General features: G+C 32.2%; 10 protein-coding genes. 8 read left to right on the top strand and 2 right to left on the bottom strand.

Going from position 1 to position 22,699, the window contains the following annotated elements:
• Nucleotides 1–142: 142 nt before the first annotated feature.
• Together A1OE_RS02005 and A1OE_RS02000 are read left to right on the top strand one after the other, a co-directional pair.
• Nucleotides 143–982, top strand: coding sequence for an inositol monophosphatase family protein (locus tag A1OE_RS02005; RefSeq protein WP_015088401.1), 840 nt, complete (start codon nucleotides 143–145; stop codon nucleotides 980–982).
• Nucleotides 983–3,187: 2,205 nt separating this feature from the next.
• On the top strand, nucleotides 3,188–4,723 hold the full coding sequence (locus A1OE_RS02000) for a replicative DNA helicase (protein ID WP_015088397.1): 1,536 nt from the start codon (nucleotides 3,188–3,190) through the stop codon (nucleotides 4,721–4,723).
• A gap of 1,963 nt (nucleotides 4,724–6,686) precedes the next feature.
• Here A1OE_RS02000 and gpmI read toward each other — a convergent pair.
• Nucleotides 6,687–8,237, bottom strand: coding sequence for a 2,3-bisphosphoglycerate-independent phosphoglycerate mutase (gene gpmI, locus A1OE_RS01995; RefSeq protein WP_015088394.1), 1,551 nt, complete (start codon nucleotides 8,235–8,237; stop codon nucleotides 6,687–6,689).
• 942 nt (nucleotides 8,238–9,179) lie between these two features.
• Here gpmI and rsfS point away from each other — a divergent pair.
• The 6 genes from rsfS (at nucleotide 9,180) to A1OE_RS01965 (ending at nucleotide 20,415) form a co-directional block, all read left to right on the top strand.
• Nucleotides 9,180–9,533 (top strand): ribosome silencing factor, encoded by a 354-nt coding sequence (rsfS, locus tag A1OE_RS01990; RefSeq protein ID WP_015088392.1) that lies wholly within the window; start codon nucleotides 9,180–9,182, stop codon nucleotides 9,531–9,533.
• 1,328 nt (nucleotides 9,534–10,861) lie between these two features.
• Nucleotides 10,862–12,001: a flavodoxin-dependent (E)-4-hydroxy-3-methylbut-2-enyl-diphosphate synthase gene (ispG, locus tag A1OE_RS01985; RefSeq protein ID WP_015088388.1), complete on the top strand. Its 1,140-nt coding sequence runs from the start codon at nucleotides 10,862–10,864 to the stop codon at nucleotides 11,999–12,001.
• 1,253 nt (nucleotides 12,002–13,254) lie between these two features.
• Nucleotides 13,255–14,325 carry a peptide chain release factor 1 gene (gene prfA / locus A1OE_RS01980; protein WP_015088387.1) on the top strand — a complete coding sequence of 357 codons (1,071 nt, stop codon included), beginning with the start codon at nucleotides 13,255–13,257 and terminating at the stop codon, nucleotides 14,323–14,325.
• Between the two features lie 14 nt (nucleotides 14,326–14,339).
• Nucleotides 14,340–15,173: a peptide chain release factor N(5)-glutamine methyltransferase gene (prmC, locus tag A1OE_RS01975; RefSeq protein WP_015088386.1), complete on the top strand. Its 834-nt coding sequence runs from the start codon at nucleotides 14,340–14,342 to the stop codon at nucleotides 15,171–15,173.
• Nucleotides 15,174–16,259: 1,086 nt separating this feature from the next.
• Nucleotides 16,260–18,830, top strand: coding sequence for an ATP-dependent chaperone ClpB (gene clpB / locus A1OE_RS01970; RefSeq protein WP_015088385.1), 2,571 nt, complete (start codon nucleotides 16,260–16,262; stop codon nucleotides 18,828–18,830).
• Nucleotides 18,831–20,235: 1,405 nt separating this feature from the next.
• Entirely contained in the window at nucleotides 20,236–20,415 is a 180-nt protein-coding gene (locus tag A1OE_RS01965; RefSeq protein ID WP_015088383.1) for a zinc-finger domain-containing protein, read from the top strand.
• A gap of 1,025 nt (nucleotides 20,416–21,440) precedes the next feature.
• On the opposite strand, the gene gmk is transcribed toward A1OE_RS01965, so the two are convergent.
• The gene (gene gmk / locus A1OE_RS01960; protein WP_015088380.1) at nucleotides 21,441–22,085 is read right to left on the bottom strand and encodes a guanylate kinase; all 645 of its coding nucleotides are present in this window, start codon (nucleotides 22,083–22,085) and stop codon (nucleotides 21,441–21,443) included.
• Nucleotides 22,086–22,699 lie beyond the last annotated feature (614 nt).

Genomic DNA, 22,699 nt, shown 5'->3' with positions numbered 1-22,699 from the left:
CTATATTTAATTTTAATAAACTGCTAATTTTGCATATACTCTACTATAACTATTAGGTATAACCATATGCTAGTCGTATCTAATAACAGCACAGCGCGAGTTTATATCCAGAAGATTATTTTCCACGGAGCCACTTAATCAAATGACTACTGTTGATCTTGACCAGCTTGCTACAATCTTAACAGAGGTATCAAATTTAGAGATTGTGCCTCGATGGGGTAACTTAAAGGAAGGTGATATTCGCGAAAAAACAGGACCAAGTGATTTAGTAACTATAGCTGACGAAGCTGCTGAACATAGGTTGGGTGAATTATTGCCATCACTCTATCCTGGATCTTTAGTAATAGGAGAGGAATTGATTGAAAATAACCCCTCATTAATAAAGTTAATCGATGGAGATAATCCTGTATGGATTGTTGATCCCATCGACGGCACGAATAATTTCGTTGAGGGCAAGGATAGATTTTGTTTGATGGTAGCATTGATCTGTCATGGCAAAACTATCGCTTCCGCAATTCATCAACCTATTGAGAAACGTACAGCTTTAGCTAGCTTAAATGAAGGAGCGTGGATGTTAAACAATAAAGGTCGCGAGCGTCTCCAGGTGGCATCAGCCGTTGGTATTGAAACAATGGAGGGGTCGCTTAACTTTCGCTTTATTCCAGAACAATTACGCTCCAGTATACGTGGAAGAGCTAACGCTTTGTTGTCTAATCGATATTACAGCCAAGGTTGCGCAGGTTATGACTACATCCAAATTGCCACTGGGCAATGGCATTATGGAATTTACTGGAAAAAAATGCCTTGGGATCATCTACCAGGTTTGCTTATTCATCATGAAGCTGGAGGATATTCCGCATGTATGGACGGCACACCTTACTGTCCAACAAAACTTAATGGCGGAATCATTACCACCGTTGATAAACGATCTTGGCATGAGTTGCATTGCCAGATCATTGATTCTTTAGAATCAAAAATTTAGGTCTACAGTAAACAACTCTATTGCAAAATAGACAAAATAATTTGCTATCTTTGGAGGAAATTATTTTATGAGTATAATTGTAGTTATAAATTAAAGTCGACATTAGAGATAAAGCCTGGGAGTTATCTCATAGATTTAATAGTGTCAATATAAAATATGTCGTCTACAAAGCAAACATCAATACAGCGCGTAAATTGCATACCGATAATAATATACAATACTATTGCTGATATGGTTGTTAATTTTAACTTAAAGTTAATCTGCCATAAGTAGATGGAAGATAAACTGAAGAGTAAATAATAGCATAAAATCTTAATACTAAAATTTATATATATTTTCAATCGATATTTTAAATTTATTTGATCTTTATATTATACCATTGATCAATAATTAATTATACTACTATATTTGCCTAATAAATACAGAAATTTACTTTTCAGTGTAGTGCATTTATATAAAAAAATTTAGCGTAATAATTTCTGATGAAAATATAAAATATGTTTCTAAAAAGGCTTTTAACTAATATCCGTAGTATAAAATACCTCTCTTTCTTAGAGAGTATTGATTTTTTATTGATGCCAGTTTTTAACTTAAAAATTAAGATAATTTATGTTTTAAATCATTTAAGGCGACATGAATTTTACCATTTATATAGTTATACATAAACTATACTATATATTATCAACTATCAAATCAGATCTAAAAATAGTATAAACAACAAAGTTAAAAATTCTTTATTGTAAGCAGTATCAGTAATTTTACTGATACTGAATGAGTTAGTTTTCAATACTTTTATTCAAAATAAACTAAGTAAAAATATAGAAAATTTCTCTCGAGATTAAATTTTATATTAATTCTGAGTAAGATGCAGCATGCAAGTTACATGATTAATAATTTTGCATAAATGATGATCTATATATTTAAAATATTGCGTAATACGTTATTAAATACTTCCTAATTTAAATTGTTTAAACTTTAAATGAAATAATAGAAATATATTATATTTGAGTATAGTTTCATTTAATGAAAATATACTCAAATGCCTATTTTAAATTTTTTATTGAAATAATAATATGAGCTTAAAAGCTAAAATTAAAAAATTATCTGTCTATACATTAAAGCGCTTCTTCAGCTAATGTTTAAACAAACATAAAGCTATAAAGCTTCACCTGTTACACTAGTAATACTATTGCTTAACTGCATGAGTAATTATCTAGCAGTGCTTATTCTTAGAATATCGTGTAAAAAATTAATTTTTACTACAGTTAGTAGTTAAATTAGCTTATTTAATTATATAAAGTAAAATAATAACTGAATTTATGTAACTATAAACTTAATAAGTAAGTTAATTAATAAAAGCGCAAAATAATCTTTTGCTATTGATATATTATTGCAATTTTACTCTTAATAAAAATCAAGCATTATACTTTTTTGAAGTAACAAGATAAATATAATAGTATTATAGCAAAGTATCTATAATATTAGATGTTAATAAGCACTTTTTTGTATAGTCTTTAGTTATAAATTAACCATTAAGCACGATATTTACTTTTATTCAGAAATAATAATAGCTAAAATAAAATATTTAGCTTGCTTTTTTTTATATCAAATCAATCCTATTAACTATGTTTATTTTAATTGCCTAAACAATCAATTTTTAGTTGATAGGAAACCAATTCAGGTATACAAACGTAATTTATTACATTGTATTGATAGTAATTAAAATTATGATCTAAGTGGAATTTGAAAAGACTAAACGAAAGATATTAATTTTTCTTAATATTAAAACAGTAAAACCTTGCCATGATAAGCATTTTAGTCGTTAGTCTTCTGCTATAGAAAAATTTTAACAAATGGAATAAACAAAACAACTGAATGCTTTTCAGCTAATCTAAAACAAAATATATATAACCAGCTTATTACTTAATTAGCTGAAAGCTAATGCACAATTAAATATGTTACTCATAATGCTTTATTATTATATAAGCAAAAAGGTTTTTTATTTTAAATGCACAATACAAAATATGCTTTCTTGTGCATATTGTTTGAATTATTAAAACTAATGATTAATTTTCTTTCTAAGAAAAATATTAAAAATAATAGTCAAGATTGACTTCTGTGATTAATAAAACTTACAATAAGTATTATCTGTAGAAATTAACTTAATTTAAAAAATTATTGTCAGCTAATCTCGGTATATTAAGTATGTCAAATTACGAATCTAGCATGTCTTTATTTCCTAATACTGCTACTTTATTTACAAATAAGTCTTCCAAAAACAAATCATCCTATCGAGAGCCACCGCATAATTTAGAAGCAGAACAGGCATTGCTTGGAGCAATCCTAGTGAATAATCGGTCATATGATAAGGTCAGTGAATTTTTAAATACAGAGCATTTCGCAGATCCGGTACACGGACGCATTTTTGACGCTTGTGCTAAACTAATCAATCGAGGACAAATAGCCACGCCAATCACGCTGAAAGGTATGTTTGACCAAGACGAGGCTTTGTCTACGGTTGGTGGTACTCAATACTTGGTAAAACTTGCTGCGTCTGTAGTTACTGTAATTAATGCTTCAGACTACGGACGGGAGATCCGCGAATGTTATTTGCGACGCGAGCTCATCGATATTGGTGAGATAATGATTAACGAAGCATTTGATCGTGGTATCGATATTTCTGCGCACGAACTAATAGAAAATATTGAGAATCAATTATTTACCCTAGCTGAGACTGGTGAAACCAGAAATCGTTTAAAAGAATTAAAGTTGGCTTTGTTAGAATCCGTTTCTCAAGCTGAGGCGGCATATAGACGAGAAGGAGGACTTGCTGGATACTCTACTGGTTTAATTGATATTGATAATTTGCTTGGTGGCCTTCATGCATCTGACTTGCTAATTCTAGCAGCTCGTCCTGCGATGGGCAAATCAACTCTAGCTTCTAATATAGCCTTTCACATTTCTACCAGTTTAATGGATGTTCCGGATATGCCAGCACAACCTGTAGCTTTTTTTTCTCTAGAAATGTCCGCTGAACAGCTTGCTACGCGTATTTTATCTGAACGTACCGGCATTGCTTCAGAAAAGTTGCGACGCGGCCAGCTTAGTAACGAAGATTTTCAAAAAATAGTAACAGAAAGTCAGTATTTAGAAAAGGCACCGATGTTCATCGATGACACCCCAGCTATTCCTATTCATACAATGCGCACTCGTGCTCGACGTTTAAAGCGCCAGTTTGGCTTAGCACTGATAGTGGTAGACTATCTACAGCTTATGCGTCCTGCTCAAGCTAAAAGTGGACGTATAGATAATCGAGTGCAGGAAATATCATCCATTTCTCAAGGACTAAAAGCAATCGCTAAGGAGCTTGATGTACCAGTACTTGCAATATCACAGCTATCTCGTGCAGTGGAGCAACGCGAAGACAAGCGACCAGTTTTAGCTGATCTACGCGAATCTGGCTCGATTGAGCAGGATGCAGATATAGTTATGTTTATCTATCGTGAGGAATATTATCTACAAAAATCTGAACCAATGCAACGCATAGAAGAAGATGCTAAACAATTTCATGAACGTTACGATCAGTGGAAAGAACGCTGTAAGCATGCTCATGGACGGGCTGAGGTAATCATTTCTAAGCATCGTCATGGCCCAACTGGAGTGGTAAGATTGAATTTTGATGGCTCTACGACAAAATTTACAAACTACGCAGCTGACAATCATGTACCAGATTACTATTAAGTCCTTTAACTTATTAATATCGAATATATCATTATTTCATATGATCTTTAACTAAAGTTAAACCAAGGGCTATGTGATAAAATGATTAATATCGCAAAAGATGCATTAAATTTAACAATCTTAACAATTTAGAAATAATTTTTATCTATTGTTTCGTATAATAAATAATCTTTTAAACCTTTAAACAATATAGTTAATGAACAACACAATATAAATTTTATCAAGCTAAATATCTTAACTGGCTTTTGTTATTGCTTAATATATATTAAGCAATAACAGCTTTTAATTAACAACTTAATTTAAATACTATTTTGCTAGATAAATTTACCACCAATTATTTTAGTCACGGTAGCTAGACATTGATGGCTAAAAAAAAACTTTTTTAGAATTAAAAGTAATAATTGATAATTATACAATAAGTTTTGAGTTTTATTGACTTATTTAAGTCAGATAAATTATCCATATTTATACTAAATATCCCGATCGTATAGTATATTAATATACTATACGATCGGGTAGAGTGAATAATCTATTATCAATATAACTAATATTTTTAAGAATTAATCTATATACAATAGAAACGAATCTATATCACTTAATAACTTAAAGTAATGTTAAAATTAAAATTGTGCTATCGTACTAGTTCAATAGTACATTTTCTGATATAATTGAGGTTTTTTGAAAAAAAAAATAAAAGATCAATTTTATTAACAATAAGTAAAAATAATGCAATACATCTCAGCTTGCAAAATAATTCACAAAGGTAAAATAAAATTAAATGATAAAAGTATCTACTAAAAATAAATTATTAAAATAATTATCGTTTGTATTTGAAAAATGCAATTAGAAAATTGTTTGTTTAGCAAATTGGCTAACGGTTTACTAATAAATCATATTCGTTTTTATTAAGCCATAGACAAGTCACGTCTAATTAAAGTTCAGTCATCGTTTGCAATAAGTAAAAACTAGGGTGTATGTAAATAACCGCTGCGGTCTAATTAGGGTAAAGCATCAGATCATAGATTCATGAATCTATGATCACAGCTAGATCTAAGCGACTTTAAGCTTAATAATAAATTTCTATAGTCTTAAACCATCGTGTGTGGCATTTATGTATAAAATATGCTTGGTTTGCCAAACCTATTTTCTTATTATTTTTAGCTAGTAGTAAAAGTTTAAATAAATTTGCTGCTAAAAATCCTAGAAAAGGCTATAAAACACATCTTAAATAAAAGTAAAAACAACTATGTATTTAGTACATTTAAAAATTTCTTAAAAAGAAGTAACAAATAAAATATGAAGTAGCTTGCAAAGGTACTGACTAGTGTATAAGCAGAATTCTTTGCTTAATATATGAGAAAAAAATACTAGATAAAAAAGTAATCAACAAACTGCTTGCTATTAAAGCTGTAACTGCGTTTTGTAAAAAATCTACTTAAAAATAATCTTTAGCGTATTAAAATCAATGGATAATTAAATAAAGCAACAATATTACTGACATTTACATGAAAATACTAAAACTTAGTTTCTGACTCTAGCTAATTAAAAATAATTCAAACGGGTCTTAAGAAAAACTTAATTGCTTAAATCTACTTTAATTATGCTAATATCTTTACCAAAGAAAAGCAAATATTGCTTTTCTTGTGAGAAAATAAATCAAGTAATTTGTCTATTCTGCTTTTTAAGATCATTCTTAATTTGAGCGAGCTCACCTAGTATTCTATTTAATAAATAAATAAAAAAGTAATTATCTAATATTAATTAGCTATAATTTATAGTTATTAAGTACAAATTAAAATATTTGTTCTGATCTACTTATTATAATCAATTTATTAAAATAATGCAAGAATACGATCAATTATCCCACACACGCAAACCTTAAGCAAAACAATTAAATATCTTTGATTCTTAAGATTACTAACAGCTATATCCATAATGACTTATTAGATGGTAAATTTACCATCTAATGTTTATACAAAAGCATTGATTTACCAGTCATCGCTGCTGGATGTTCTATGCCAATTAGAGCAAGCAAAGTAGGCGCCACATCAGCAAGAATGCCATTATTTAGATACGCTATATTTTCTGGCGCACCAACTAAAATAGCAGGGACTAGATTGTTGGTATGTGTCGTATGATTTATTCCGGTTTCCGGATCAACCATGATCTCGCAATTTCCATGATCAGCAGTCAAAAACATCACTCCAGCAACTTTTAATACTACCTCTGCAACTCGACCAATACAAGTGTCTACTGTTTCCACTGCCTTGATAGCAGCATTTAAACAACCTGTATGTCCAACCATATCTGGATTAGCGAAATTAGCAACAATAAGGTCATATGTATTGGCATCAATCGCTGAAACAAGTTTATTACATAATTCTAATGCTGACATCTCAGGCTGTAAATCGTAGGTTTTTACCTTGGGTGAGGGAACGATGATTCGTTTCTCTCCATCAAATATCTCTTCGCGACCACCATTCAGAAAAAAAGTAACGTGAGGGTACTTTTCAGTTTCAGCGATGCGCAGTTGGGTTTTACCTGCGTTTGCTACAACCTCGCCAAGTGTATTAGGGATATTAGTTGGCGGAAATATGGTCACCATTTTTGAAGCTAAGGTAGAAGAATATTGCACCATGCCGACAACAATACAGAGCTTAGGAATACGAGAACGGGAAAATCCGTCAAAGTTCTCGTCTACAAAAGGAGCTAGAATTTCTCTAGATCGGTCAGCTCGAAAATTTAACATGACTAAAGCATCACCATTCTGCACTGGTATACCACCATCTATTACAGTTGGAGTAATAAACTCATCACTTTCCTCTTGATCATATGCTTGCTGCAGCGCAGAGACAGCGTCATCTGCACTTCTTTTAGCGTCTGCTAGGCAAACAGCTTTCCATGACTGTTCAATTCTATCCCAATGATTGTCTCTATCCATAGCGAAAAATCTGCCGCTAACAGAAGCAATATTAGCTACCCCGTCCAGATCATTAATAAATGTGCGAAGCTGATTCAACGCACTCTTGGGAAAGCAATCTCGACCATCTGTAAAAACATGAATCACGACCTTGGCACCTGTAGCAGAGATGATCTTAGCTAAAGCCACTACATGACTATAGTGGCTATGCACACCACCATTAGATACCAAACCCATCAGATGACATGTACCACCTGAATTTTTTAGTGCATCACACAACCGGCTAATAGCAGGCTGTTTAACAAGACTACCATCTTTGATCGCTAAATTAATCTTTGGTAAATCTTGCATAACTATGCGGCCAGCACCTATGTTAATATGCCCAACTTCTGAATTACCTATTTGTCCGTCTGGCAAACCAACAAATTTGCCGGCTGCATTTATCAAACTACTTGGCCAGCGGGAAAGAAGAGCGTTCACACTTGGTGTGTCAGCAAGCGCTATGGCGTTATTGGTACAATCTGTACGATAGCCCCAACCATCCATGATACAAAGAACAACCGGCCGCCGCTCAGTGTGGTACTTATGACTCATAACAATGGTTAATTCAGCTTTTTGCCATGATAAAATTATATAGGTGCTGCGCTTACAAACATGCAGTTTATCTACCTTTTATACAAAAATACCTATTGCAAGCAATTAAATAGAATTTAACTATAATAATTTGCAGCGCACACTATAATACTAAAGATAGCAAAATCAATATTTTCTAAAAGTTTCTAATCAATAGGTCGATTAATATACATTAATATCATGCATATGTTTTATATCCTAATTCTTAAATAGCTAATTTTTAGCTATTTAAATTATTAAGTATAATTATAAAATCAAGGATTTATTTACTACTTCTTATAAGTATCTTAGCAAGAGATTGACATAAAAGTATCATTTAAATACCTGGTTAAGTAGCGAACATAGTATTAATATTATCACGATATTAATATATTACAAAAACATTAATCAACTTGCTTTTACATACACTATTGTGATTGTAGATATTAGCAAGTCCGCAATAGTAGATTAGTTATAATTCAATTAAAATATTTATTTGCGTGTTGCCACACAATTGTACTCAAACGCATTAAAAATATTCTTGTGTTTTGATAATAAATAACATATTTTTCCAGGTCATTTGTCTAGTAAAAGGTATTATGTACATTTCCTAGCTTATAGCTACATGAATCTTAATAAGATTAACATTTATCTGCGAGTGCTTTATAAGCTAGTTAGTGGATTATTAACTGTATAAATGTAAATAATCCAGATCATTTAGATCCTATTAAATAGTAAAGTTTAATGACTATTTAGATAAAAACTTATAATGTGCATAATCGTTTAGCAATAGCAGCGGTAAGTAGCTAAGATGAAAAATTTATAATTCTAGAACTATCGGTTATTCTGAATTCACTTTGACAATAAGGAGGGTTATCCATAAGTAATAAAATTACTCATAGCCAAAGCAAAAATCTCAAGAAGATGGTGCTAAAATTACTAGAAGACGATAAAGCCGACTGCTTGGTGGTTATCGATCTAGTGAATAAACCTGCGATCGGTGATCATATGATAATCGCTAATGGCCGGTCTTCACGCCATGTTTTATCTATGGCTGATCATGTTCATAGGATGCTCAAAAGTCATGGGATTAATAACGTATCTGTAGAAGGGAGTTACAGTGGAAATTGGGTAATACTGGATGCTGGTGATATAATAATTCACTTATTTTGTCCAGAAGTAAGAAATTTCTATAAGCTAGATGAGTTGTGGAGCATTAAATCAACAACTAGCGAAACATTAAACACAGATAATATTTCACAAGCAACGAATGTATAAATACACTACAGAAGATATTTGATTATCTTTAAGTTGCATTTTAGGATTATTTAATAGCTTTGTTAAAGATTGACCAAACATTAATTTATAATTGATGTAAGTAAGAATATAGAATTGTTTAGCAATAATAGCTAGCACTTGTAAGCTAGCCATCCATAGAGCAGCATTAGATATCAGGCAATGAGCTCAAAAATTGATTTAGCAGACATTAATTCACAATAATTTCTACATTAATTGGTGATCTATGTAGGGCAATGTGCTTTACTTAAATTCGAATCTCCTAAGCTATTAGGAGAAAATTAAGAAAGAACTTACCGAGTATGATTTAAACTATTGCCACTAGTAAGGCTCTATTAAGCTATTAATTCAAATTTAGTTGAATAGTTTACTAGGAAATATATAATAAAAGTTAATTTTAATCAAAAGCTTGATTCGTTGATATAATGCATTTCCTGTTTTTAATTATTTCAAATAATTTTTCGCCAAAATACTAAGTCTTATATCTATAAGGATTAGATGAATTTGGCGCAAAACAAACAATTTTTAGCAATAACAAAAAAACAACTTTTGTTATGTATAAAAAAAACAGCTTCCCTTAGCTTCAGTTTGTTACCTAGCTTATGACCACACAGCGAATATTGGCAGAATATAGTAAAACTAACAATCTTCCAATAGTTTTATTGATATTTAATTTAATTAAGTATTACACAGCTTGTTATTATACAAGTCATTATATTGGAACAATATAAATTATCTAATCTTGTACCCGCAACCGCTAAGCAATTTATAAAAATTTGTCAAGCACAATTAAACATAAAGTTAATCATTTTAATTTACTAATAACAATTGATTCTAAGATATGAAATATGCATTTGAAAACTTATGATTTATTCGATAATAAAAGCTGTATAAGTATATTTCGAACTATAATTTTCTCATGATCATCAGTATTTAACTTTATCTGTGCGAGCAACTAACAATTAAACTAGCTGATTACCTTAGTGCTAGTCTTGGTAAAACTATTATAAAGTATACCGTTCAAAATTATCTTTAACTACAGAAATAATACTAGTTTATTCCATGCCTAGTAGCAATAACAAGCTTAATTGTCGATACAAAAGTAAAATAACAACTTTGTTATCTGACCTCTATGCTTTGTTTTTTTTTAGGTTGTTTGATACACTCCAATTGCCTACTATAAATAAAATAAGAATTTAAGGATAAGATCGACAACCAAATTGCATGACTGGCTTTTTGCTATACAAAGTATGTGTAATATATTACGAAAACAAAAGCTAGACTATAACTAGCCGATAGCTGAGGTTAACATGAGCGCTCGATCTTATCGCGACATTCGGCGAGGTTTTTCCCGTCGTATTTATGTAGGAAGGGTTCCAATAGGCGATGGAGCTCCAATAGCCGTCCAAACCATGACTAACACCCTAACAACTAACATTAAAGCAACAATCGAACAAATTCAACGATGCGAAGCTAGTGGAGCTGATATAGTTCGAGTAAGTTGCCCCAACGAAGAATCTTCAAAAGCGTTAAAAAAAATCACCGCTCAAGTAAACGTTCCGATTGTTGCTGATATTCATTTTCATTATAAACTCGCAATCGAAGCAGCTAAAAATGGGGCAGCTTGCCTGCGAATTAACCCAGGCAACATAGGCTCTGTCTCTCGCGTACGCGAGGTGGTGAAAGCAGCAAAAGACAATGATTGCTCAATGCGTATTGGGGTCAATGCTGGCAGTTTGGAAAAGAAAATCTTGGAGAAATACGGAGAACCTTGTCCAAGGGCAATGGTGGAAAGTGCGCTTAATCAATTGCGCATTCTCGAAGATAATGACTTTCAAAATGTCAAAATAAGTGTAAAGTCGTCTGACATTTTCTTCACCACATCTGCTTATAAGGATTTGGCTGAAGTTTGTGACTATCCATTACATATTGGTGTGACTGAGTCAGGATCTCAGCGAATCGGTACTGTAAAATCTTCCATAGGTATTGGTGCACTTTTATGGAGTGGTATCGGTGATACGATTCGTGTATCTCTCTCGGCTTCACCTGAGGAAGAGGTAAAAGTTGGTTTTGATATCCTGAGATCTCTTAACCTCCGCCACCGTGGCGTTAATGTGATATCTTGTCCGTCTTGCGCTCGTCAGCAATTTGATGTAATAGAAAACGTTCGATTACTTGAGGATCGCTTAAAACATATAACTACACCGATGACTGTTGCGGTAATCGGTTGCGTAGTAAACGGCCCGGGTGAAGCAAGCTATACTGATGTAGGTATTATTGGTGGCGGAAGGGGCACTCATATGGTGTATACCGCTGGACAACCAAAGCATCGCTTAAAAAGAAAAGATATAGTCGACTATATGGTAAAACTTATTGAACAAAAAGCCGCCGAGATTGAATCAGAAATTAAAGCAAAAAACATGGTATATTCTACTGATACGACAGAATAGACTTAGATTACAATCATATTGAAAATAATAAAACTTAAGCACATTACCTAATAATGATAATATTCTAGATTGAGCAGAAGATTTCTTTAGCTATTTATAGTTAAATATACCTAATCTTAATAGATCTCACTTGACCTTATTGATTATGTTTTTGCTTAATTTTCATTAGAACTAATGAATATACTTTGTCCCAAAAAAACGTACGGCAGCATCTTCTAGTAGCTAAGAATGCTATTTAGCATAAATATATTAATTAATGTTTTGAGCTTAAATTAATTAAGCTTCTGCCTTGTGACAAGGATGTGGATGATATACTAACTTAAGTATCATAAATTTGAAATTGAGATTTTGTAGGGTAGTTTCCGAGAGAGAGATTATCATTTTGGCTGCTTTTATTTTATCCACAATATTCTTTATCGTATTTTATACGTTTAGTTTTTCCCCAAAAAAGTGATTTAAGTAAGATTAGAACTTTCTTAGTTAGGCTAAGATTAAGATAGCTTACTTGTTATACTTAATACTCGGGCACATATGCAAATCTGGTAGGGTCAATTGCAAAGCATATTATAAATTATGCAAAGCCTAATCTAGTTGAAATAAGGCGCTCAAATGAGCAAAATAGACAACTATTGTTAATTAAAATCTGCTTTAAAAAAAGCATTTAGCAATCAGAAGATCTCTCGCCAATAATTGGCATAATCAAAAAATTTTTATTAATTAGTATAATTTACTAGCACATATTTATTTTAATAGCTACGTTAAGCGGATAGTTAATTGTACTATAAATGCTTTAAATATTTACATTAATTAATTTTTTTATCCAAAAGAATAGCTTTTAGCTAAACGTTAGATCATTCCAAAACTTATACTAAAAATTAGTAAAGTGAAAATAAAACACTATTAAAGCTAGAAATGATTAAAAATCTTCTGAACTATTCTCGGGTATTACTTTTCTATTTATATTAGATCTTAATTGCTCATATTTATTAGCACCAATGATAAAATATTTAATATATGAGATTAATTTAGATATATTTAGCCAGTAACATCTTAGCAGATATCCAAAATGCTTATACTAACTAAGGCATTGATTAGAGGATAATATAGTTTTATTGATGCAACTCATATTACCAAGTAAATTGAGCTACTGATTATGTTTTACCGATAATCTAAAGATTTATTGTCTTAATCGAGCAAAAGTTTAATATTTCTATATTTTCATTACATAGCTTCGTAAGTCAAGGAGAGGAAAAGTGAGCGTAAAATCAACATTTGAGCATGTGGTAGAGCGCGCGCGCGAACTGGAAATGCTAATTTCTAAGCCATCCTCATTAGATTCCCACGCATTCCAAAAGATAGCTCTTGAGCTGTCGGAAATAACCCCAGTGGTTACTAAGATTGAGAATCTTAAGCGCGCTTGGGCAGAACTCGCTGATACTGTCGCTTTAGTCGATAGCAAAGACGCAGAAATGAACAAACTAGTCGAATCAGAAATTGAAAGGATCAAATCACGCTTGCCTGAATTAGAGCGCGATGTACAGATCTTGTTGCTACCAAAAGATGAGGCAGATAAGAAAAACGTGATCTTGGAAGTACGTGCTGGTATCGGAGGCAACGAAGCTGCACTATTTGCCGCTGACTTGTTTAGCATGTATCAACGTTATTCTCAAAAACGCGGCTGGCGATTTGAGATTATGAATGTATCTGAAAATGAACTGGATGGTTATAAAGAAGCAATCGCTTCCATCACTGGAGTAGGAGTGTATGCTTGCCTAAAATTTGAAAGTGGCACGCACCGAGTACAGAGAGTGCCTGTTACCGAAAACCAAGGACGTATACATACTTCTGCTGCTACCGTCGCGGTGCTGCCGGAGGCAAAAGAAATCGATGTTCATATTGAGGAAAAAGATATAAGGATAGATGTTTATCGCTCTAGGGGTGCCGGAGGCCAGCATGTGAATACTACCGATAGTGCAGTGCGAATCACCCATATTCCTACTGGGGTTGTTGTCACTCAACAAGATGAAAAATCTCAACATAAAAACCGGGCTAAAGCCATGCGTATTATGCGCTCTAGGCTTTATAATATGCAACGCCAAGCCTCTGACGAGGCCCGTGCTGCCCATCGCAAAAGCCAGGTTGGCTCTGGTAACCGTTCAGAACGCATACGTACTTATAATTTTCCCCAAGGTCGAGTAACTGATCATCGTATCAATTTAACCATCTACAAGCTAGATCAGGTGATTAATGGCGAAGCGCTTAATGAATTAATAGAACCACTAATCTCTGATGATGAGGCAGAACGTTTGGCAAAGATAAACTAAGAGCGAGACAAGAATTGAATAGTATTCGCAACGTTATCAGATTTGCTGCTGCTGATTTTGCTTGTGCTGGTATCAATAATGCTAGACTTAATGCACGATTATTACTTAGTCATCTGTTGAATAGGACAGTGTGGCCGCACGAAGAAGAAGTACTGGATAGTAAGAATTTGGAACAATTCCAAGCATTAATTTCTCGTCACATTGCTGGAGAGCCAGTCAATAAAATTACCGGCCAATGCTCCTTCTGGACATTGGAGTTGATGGTAACAGCAGATACCCTAGACCCTAGGCCCGATAGCGAAACTCTCATTGAAGCTACTCTCGAAATATTTATAAATCGTAAACCACCCAGTCGTGTTCTTGATCTTGGTACCGGCACCGGTTGTTTACTATTGGCTGCTCTTTCAGAGTTTCCTACAGCAACTGGTCTTGGGATTGACAGCTCGCTAGCCGCTTCTGAAGTGGCTCGTCACAATGCGAAGATGACAGGACTGTCTGATCGAGCTGAAATTCGTTGTCAGAACTGGAACAGTTTACAAGATAATCAATTTGATTTAATCTTATCAAATCCGCCCTATGTCGCCGAAGATGAAATTTTATCTTTGGAAGATGGAGTACGTAATTACGATCCGCTTAATGCTCTTGTCGGTGGAGTTGATGGTCTGGATGCTTACCGCGTACTTGCACCTTTACTGCGTCGTGTTTTATCATATAATGGGGTAACGATCTTAGAATTGGGCATTGGTCAAGCCAACGCTGTTGCGGCTATCATGCTTCAAGCTGGTTTGCGAGAAATCAGTCGCAAAGCTGATTTATCTAATATACCCCGAGCGCTTGTTTTAAAATGAGTTGATAGTAGTTTTAAAATTAATTGATTTATAGTAGGAAATTTGCTTTAGTAACATTAGATAATGTCAGAATCTTAATTAATTATTTATTTTAGTAAGTAAATAATAATAAAAAAATACATAAAGTAAAGTTAATATAAAATTTAAGTATAAAATAATTTCCATTATGCTAATAGACTTTTATCTAGGATAAAATCGTTAGATAAAATATACGAATGCAATTAGGTTTTTACATTTATAATATTTATTACATTTTCATAAATAAGCTAATTTATTTTATAAACAATATATCTTCTGGTTAGTTCAATATTAAAGGTAACTGTTATATACAAACTATAAATAAAAACAATGATTTAAACAATATGCCAAATACAAATAAACCTTTGCTGAAAAAGCTTGTGTATATAAAATGTTAAACTGTTATTGATAACCTATGGCGTAATACAATAGCCTCCGCGTCTAACTATAGAGCAAATTTGCCTTATATTAACAGTTTGCTAAAATGCGTATTACTTTATTCGGTGATGTTTTTTTGCGATGAACTACTTGCCACATAAATATCTAAATCGATAATAATAAATTCTATTGATTAATTAATCAGTTTATTAAATTTATGGCGTAAAACAATTATTTGCCTATCGGCTGTCGCATCAGGTTAACTTTTTTTCTAGTAAGGTTTATAGCTAACCTCAGTTAGTAAATAACATGCATAAGTAATTTTTAAATTCACGTATGAAATATATTCTTTATTAATATAGCAATACTGCAAAGCAAATTAAATTATGCTTAAATTATACTAATTTTCCTTTCAATAAACAATTTCCTTGAAATATAACTTTCAAAGTATTTTACGTAAAAAACATTAGATTAAATCGACAATTATCACTTATGATTTGATTAAAATTGCATAATATTTTTGATAAAAGAATGGACTTGGCAGGCAAATCCTTCTATCTTATTACTGGTTTCGCCACAGTACGCATATTAACAATCTAAAGTAATGATAACAGATAGCTTATTAAGGCATTTAAGATTATACAAGATGATTTTTGTTAGCCTAGACTAAATTTTAGCGGAAATTTAAATATGAATTTTGAAAAATTTTCTAATCGCTCTAATAGCTTTCTACATGCCGCTCAAACATTAGCACTCTATCGTGGTCATCAGCTACTGATGCCAGCACATCTTCTTAAGGTGTTAATTGAGAATGATGAAGGGTTAGCTAACCTAATTAAATGCGTCGGTGCTGACCCTAATGTTCTGCTAGATCAAGCGGAAGAGACGCTTAATAAAATACCTCGAGTAGAAGGCGATATTACAAATGAAGTCTACATGTCACCGGAAGTCGTAAATGTCTTAACTAAATCAGAAGAGATTGCGAATAAATCAGGCGATAGATACGTTACTGTTGAGCGTCTACTACAAGCGATTATCATTGTTTCGCAAGATGAATCATCACAGGCATTAATCAACAAAGTTTTATCGCCAAAAAAACTAGAAAAGGTAATACAAGATATGCGTAAAAACCAAACTGCAGATAGCGCTAATGCAGAAAGCAATTTTGACGCCTTAACAAAATACACCCGTGACCTCACCAAATTAGCTCAGAATGGAAATATAGATCCAATAATTGGACGTGATGAAGAAATTCGTCGCACCATACAGGTTTTATCTCGTCGAACCAAAAATAATCCAGTAATGATCGGAGAGGCTGGTGTTGGTAAAACTGCTATAGTTGAAGGTTTAGCTCAACGCATTATTAACGGTGACGTGCCAGAGGGTTTAAAAAAAAGAAAATTGCTAGTGCTTGATCTAGCTGCTTTAATAGCCGGAGCAAAATTTCGTGGTGAGTTCGAGGAGCGTTTAAAAGCAGTGTTGAATGAACTAAGCACAATACAAGATGATATTATTTTGTTCATAGACGAGCTTCACACTCTAGTTGGTGCTGGTGCAGCTGAAGGTTCTATCGATGCTTCAAATATGTTAAAACCATCCTTAGCACGTGGCGAGCTGCACTGTGTCGGCGCTACTACGATTGACGAATACCGCAAGCACATCGAAAAGGACGCTGCCTTAGCTAGACGTTTCCAGCCAATAATGATAGATGAACCTAGCGTACTTGATACGCTGTGTATATTGCGTGGTTTAAAAGAAAAGTATGAGCTACATCACGGAGTACGAATCACTGATAGCGCATTAATCTCAGCTGCCAATTTGTCTAGTCGATATATAACAGATCGTTTTCTTCCAGATAAGGCAATTGATTTGGTGGATGAAGCTGCAAGTCGACGGCGTATGGAGATCGATAGTAAGCCAGATCAAATTGACGAACTAGATCGTAGGATTATACAACTTAAAATTGAACGCGAGGCTTTGAAGAAAGAGAACGATAAGGCTAGTTGCAGCCGTCTAAAGATTTTGGTAAATGAATTAGGAGATTTGGAAAAAAGTTTATCCGAGCTAACTGCAAGTTGGCAAGGAGAGAAGGAGATGTTAACACGTTCTCAAAAAATAAAAGAAAAGCTTGAAGTTGCTCGTAATGATTTAGAAATAGCCAAACGTGCTGGTGATTTAACAAAAGCGGGAGAATTGACATATTCAATTATTCCACAATTAGAGCAAAAGATGGCTCAGAGCGAGAACATACCCTCCACACGTATGCTAAAAGAAGAAGTATCAGATGAAGATATCGCTTTGGTAGTATCACGCTGGACTGGCATTCCTGTAGATAAGATGCTTAAAAACGAGCGAGAGAAGCTGCTGGCAATGGAATTTAACCTACATAAGCGTGTTGCAGGGCAAGAAGAAGCAATATCGGCAGTATCCAATGCAGTACGTCGTTCACGTACTGGATTACAAGATCCAAATAGACCAATTGGATCTTTCCTATTTCTAGGACCCACTGGGGTAGGAAAAACTGAGTTAACCAAAGCGCTAGCAGAATTCTTATTCGACGAAGAGCACGCTATGGTTCGTCTTGACATGTCTGAGTATATGGAAAAACATTCCGTAGCCCGTCTAATTGGTGCACCTCCAGGTTATGTAGGTTATTTGGAAGGAGGTAATCTAACCGAAGCTATACGGCGGCGCCCCTACCAAGTAGTACTATTTGACGAAATAGAAAAAGCTCATCCTGAAGTATTTAACATCCTATTACAAGTACTAGACGATGGCCGTTTAACTGATGGTCAAGGCCGTACAGTTGATTTTCGCAATACTATTATAACCATGACTTCCAATTTAGGTGCATATATTCTTGCAAAAATTCCTGATGGAGCTCCGGTGGGTTCTGTACAAAATGAGGTTATGAAAGTCGTGCAAAAGTCATTTCGTCCTGAGTTCCTAAATAGGATTGATGAGGTGATAATATTTACCCGATTAGAACGAGATAATATGAAGAGTGTCGTTAATATTCAGCTTGCTCGACTGCAAAATATGCTTGCTAACTCCAATATTCAGCTCGAAATAGATGATAATGCACTGGTATGGCTAGCCGAGGCAGGCTATGATTTAGTTTACGGCGCTCGTCCATTAAAGCGAGTTATTCAGCGTTCTCTGCAAAATCCGCTTGCAAACTATATACTTAATGGTGCTATCAAGCATGGTGATGTAGTGAATGTCTCTGCTAACAATGACTCACTCACCATTAATGAATAACAAGCTAATACTAATAAATCGATAAATAATACAGTATAGTAATGGATGTTTCTATTGTTTATTGTATGATTGTGCTTTTTGTTGTTTGATATCTCAATTTTCTTTGCTATTATGATTATTTTCTTTTAAATGACTTCATTTAGAACGTAAAAATAGCTAATCTCTGCCTTTATATGTTCTATGAAGGCAGAGAAATACCTTTGTATTATCTTAAATATACTGCAGTTTTATTTGCATACACATTCAATATTATTTTGTTAATCTTAGCATGAATTTATACCATGTATAAATCAAAATAATACAATCGATGTTATAAATAAAATTTATATCCCACAATCTAAATTAATAATACTAGGATATTTATTGATCTCCTGTTTATCTAGCGATTATATCAATGGCTTAATAGATAAAAATTAACTAGTATAATATGCTATTCCTTAAAGCTAAGGATACATTTTACAACTTCTTTAGTTATAACAATTAGTTTAGACTGAAATTAATCATATATATAATACTAATACCCCATATTTATGTACATTATCTTATAATGATAATCTAATTTAGATTTATTAGACTATTTAGAAAAATATTTTATATTTTGTTTTTAACCATAGCAATTTTTCAAAAAAAATTTCTATGGTCTCTATTCTATATTGAGATTTAATTTAAAATTAGCAAAACAGAATTATTTTACTTATCCAATAGTCGATTCAATAATGAAATGCTCCAGAACTAAATAAAAAAGCAATGGCATGAAATAGCCAACTTCGTACATTATTAAGTCGATAATTTTTGATATGATAAGATTTAAGCACTTAAAGTAAATTCATTTACACTAGAGCACTAATTTCACAACTTGATTTGAAAACTATATCAGAAAAATGATAGTAATTCATAGGATAAATAAAATTGTGATGTTAACTCACAATTTTTTTTGAATTATATTCATCCTAGTGCTTGAAGCACTAAGGGAAGACAGTGAAAGTATTATACTTTTATGATATATAACTTTAATTAAAATTATAATTAAATATTATTATCAAATAGTAATTACTTTTTAATCAAAATGTTATTTATAATAATTGGCTGTTTCTTTATATAGAAAATCTATAATTTATATTGCTTGTGAATTCGCACAAGGAAATTGCTACCAATTGCAGCTTTGCTTTTTTAATGCTAGGATTTATATTTATAGTTTGATTTCAATGTGCATAACAATTCTTTAAGCTTTACTAAACATTATTAAGTTAAAAATACGGTAAGCAAGATGCAAAATATATATCCAATTCTCAATAAAAAAACTTATTAACTTTTACTTAATTAACAGTATAGCAGTAAAATCTTACACGATCAGTGACCGTAAGTAAGATTAATTATTTTCTACTTAAAAGGTAAAGGATGAGCAATGATAGAAATAAACAATTGTGCGTTTGAAACTATCGAAGTAACCGGATACTCGGTAACATGCGATGGAGGTGACGAGCTAATGGGTCATCCTCGTATATTTCTGGAAATTGCTAAAGAAAAACATAAAGTGATCTGTCCTTACTGTTCTAAAACATATGTAACAAAAAAACGAGTCTAGTAGATTTATGTTTCATGCGAATTTCTTTAATTTATTCAACAACTTGTTACGTTAAAATCTATCCTCTAACATATAATCAGTTGTAATTTAAGTATAACTTAAATTCGATTTAACGGACTATATCTGCGTATTTTCTCTAATCAATCGCGAATTGGTATTAATAATATTCGAATAATTATCATTACAACAAAAGAACATTATTATTACCGATCTTTATAATAAAGATACTTAGGAGATAAATTTTGATTATACAAAATACCAGCATTTAGCTAGAAAAAATATGTTTAAACATTTTAACTTAAATACTCTATCTTGATTTTCTAGTTTTTTTAGGACAATTTAACATTTAATTTTTAAAAAAAACTTAAAAATACTGAATTTAATCATGATTAAATTCAGTGCATCTTAATTTATCTAGCAAATTAAGTATATTTTAATTCAATTTATCTTCTCTGTATTTTATTTTTATTATTAATTAGTGATTAGATAATATTTACTAATAATCATATATTAAACGCGTTAAATTATGCTCTGTAATATAAATACTAAAAATACAGTTTTATGCAACAATTAATAAATTAATGTTTATTTAATATTTGGCATGCTGAATATTTTGTTAAATTAGGCTTAGCCTTAATTTACTAATGTATTTAGTTTATCTCAGCAATTACTTGATTTATTTTATAATCGCTGTGAATTAAAAAATAACCAATCAGCAACTTGTACAGTAAATGAAGAAATGTTATGTATGTTGCACATAATTGTTGTTATTATTGAAGGCAGATACTTATAATTAGTAAATACTATATTATTCCTTGTCACAAAAAAGAATTTCTAGATCTCCTTCTAACCAGCGTAAAATTAATATTTGAGTAAAAATTGAACTACATAAAATATTAAGTATTAAATAATTATTTGTAATTAATAGTTTATTAAAAAACATGAATTTTTATTCAAAAAAACAAAAGTATTAATCTTCTAATAGAAAACGCTTTGAGCTTAATTATAATATCTCATATTAATATTTACACAGTTTGAGATAATTCCTTCTCTTCACTTAGGATCTTAACAAATTCTTTCAGTCCTACCGATCGTTCTCGCTTTAAGCGTTCAGCACTAAGAATCATATGAATATTATTCACACTGACATCAATATCGTCATTGATAATTACGTATTCGTATTTTTGATAATGGCTAAGCTCATTAACTGCATTAGCCATCCGCTGAGTAACAACAGCTTTGCTATCTTGAGCACGAGTAAGAAGACGGCCTTCCAACTCACTACTAGAAGGTGGTAAAATAAAAATACTTACCAAGTCCGCTGTTGTATTAGCTTCAAGTTGTTGCACTCCTTGCCAGTCAATATCAAATAAAATATCCTTACCGCTTTCAAGTGTTGCTTCTACTGCCTTGCGTGGAGTGCCGTAGTAATTGCCGAAAACCTTAGCATGCTCTAACAAATCATTACGACTAACCATAACTTGAAATTCTGTAAGACTAATAAAAAAATAATCAAGACCGTGCACTTCACCAGGCCGTGGTGATCGGGTGGTTACAGAAATCGACATAGAGATGTCATATTCACTCTCCATAAGTTTGCGAGCAATAGAAGTTTTACCGGCGCCAGAAGGGGAAGAAAGAACAAGCATTAGCCCGCGTCTAGTAATCATTGAATAAAAATCTCCCAATTAATAATATTAAATATTGCATTAATTGCATTAACTACAGATTAATCCTCCAAAAAAGTACAACAAAACTATTTACTTATTAAAAGTAACAAGATTTATGAATAATTATAAAGAAATTAACTGTATTGCTTTATATGATCAGTTCATCAATGCATGCTTATTGCCTTAAATCATTGCTTATCCAATAAACCAACTATACTTTGTAAAACAGTAAAGCGATATTTTATACTTGGTGCAATTACGTAAAAAATATTGATGATAGTACATCAATACTTTTTTGTTAACATTACTTCTAGCGATAATAATCATATAATCGTTAATTGTTAAATTATAGTTGCTAGAAAATCTCAAAGACATTAAAAATATAACAAATTATCTTAAAAAGGCTAAATTAATTTAGCATAATATTAAGAATATTAATTATTTACACAATAACATGGTTAATAAAACTTCAATAATGAATTGCGCTGCTTTTGTTGTAGACTTGCTTGTAAAAATGTAATAATAACAGCTCAGCAAAAATTGTTATCAATTAATGATAAGATCTTGTTAAGATCAGCAAAGCATAATGGTAAACAAGGAAATCTTCGCACATT

Source organism: Candidatus Endolissoclinum faulkneri L2 (assembly GCF_000319385.1).
GTDB lineage: Bacteria > Pseudomonadota > Alphaproteobacteria > Thalassobaculales > Thalassobaculaceae > Thalassobaculum > Thalassobaculum faulkneri.
This window is presented reverse-complemented; position numbering and strand designations above follow the sequence as displayed.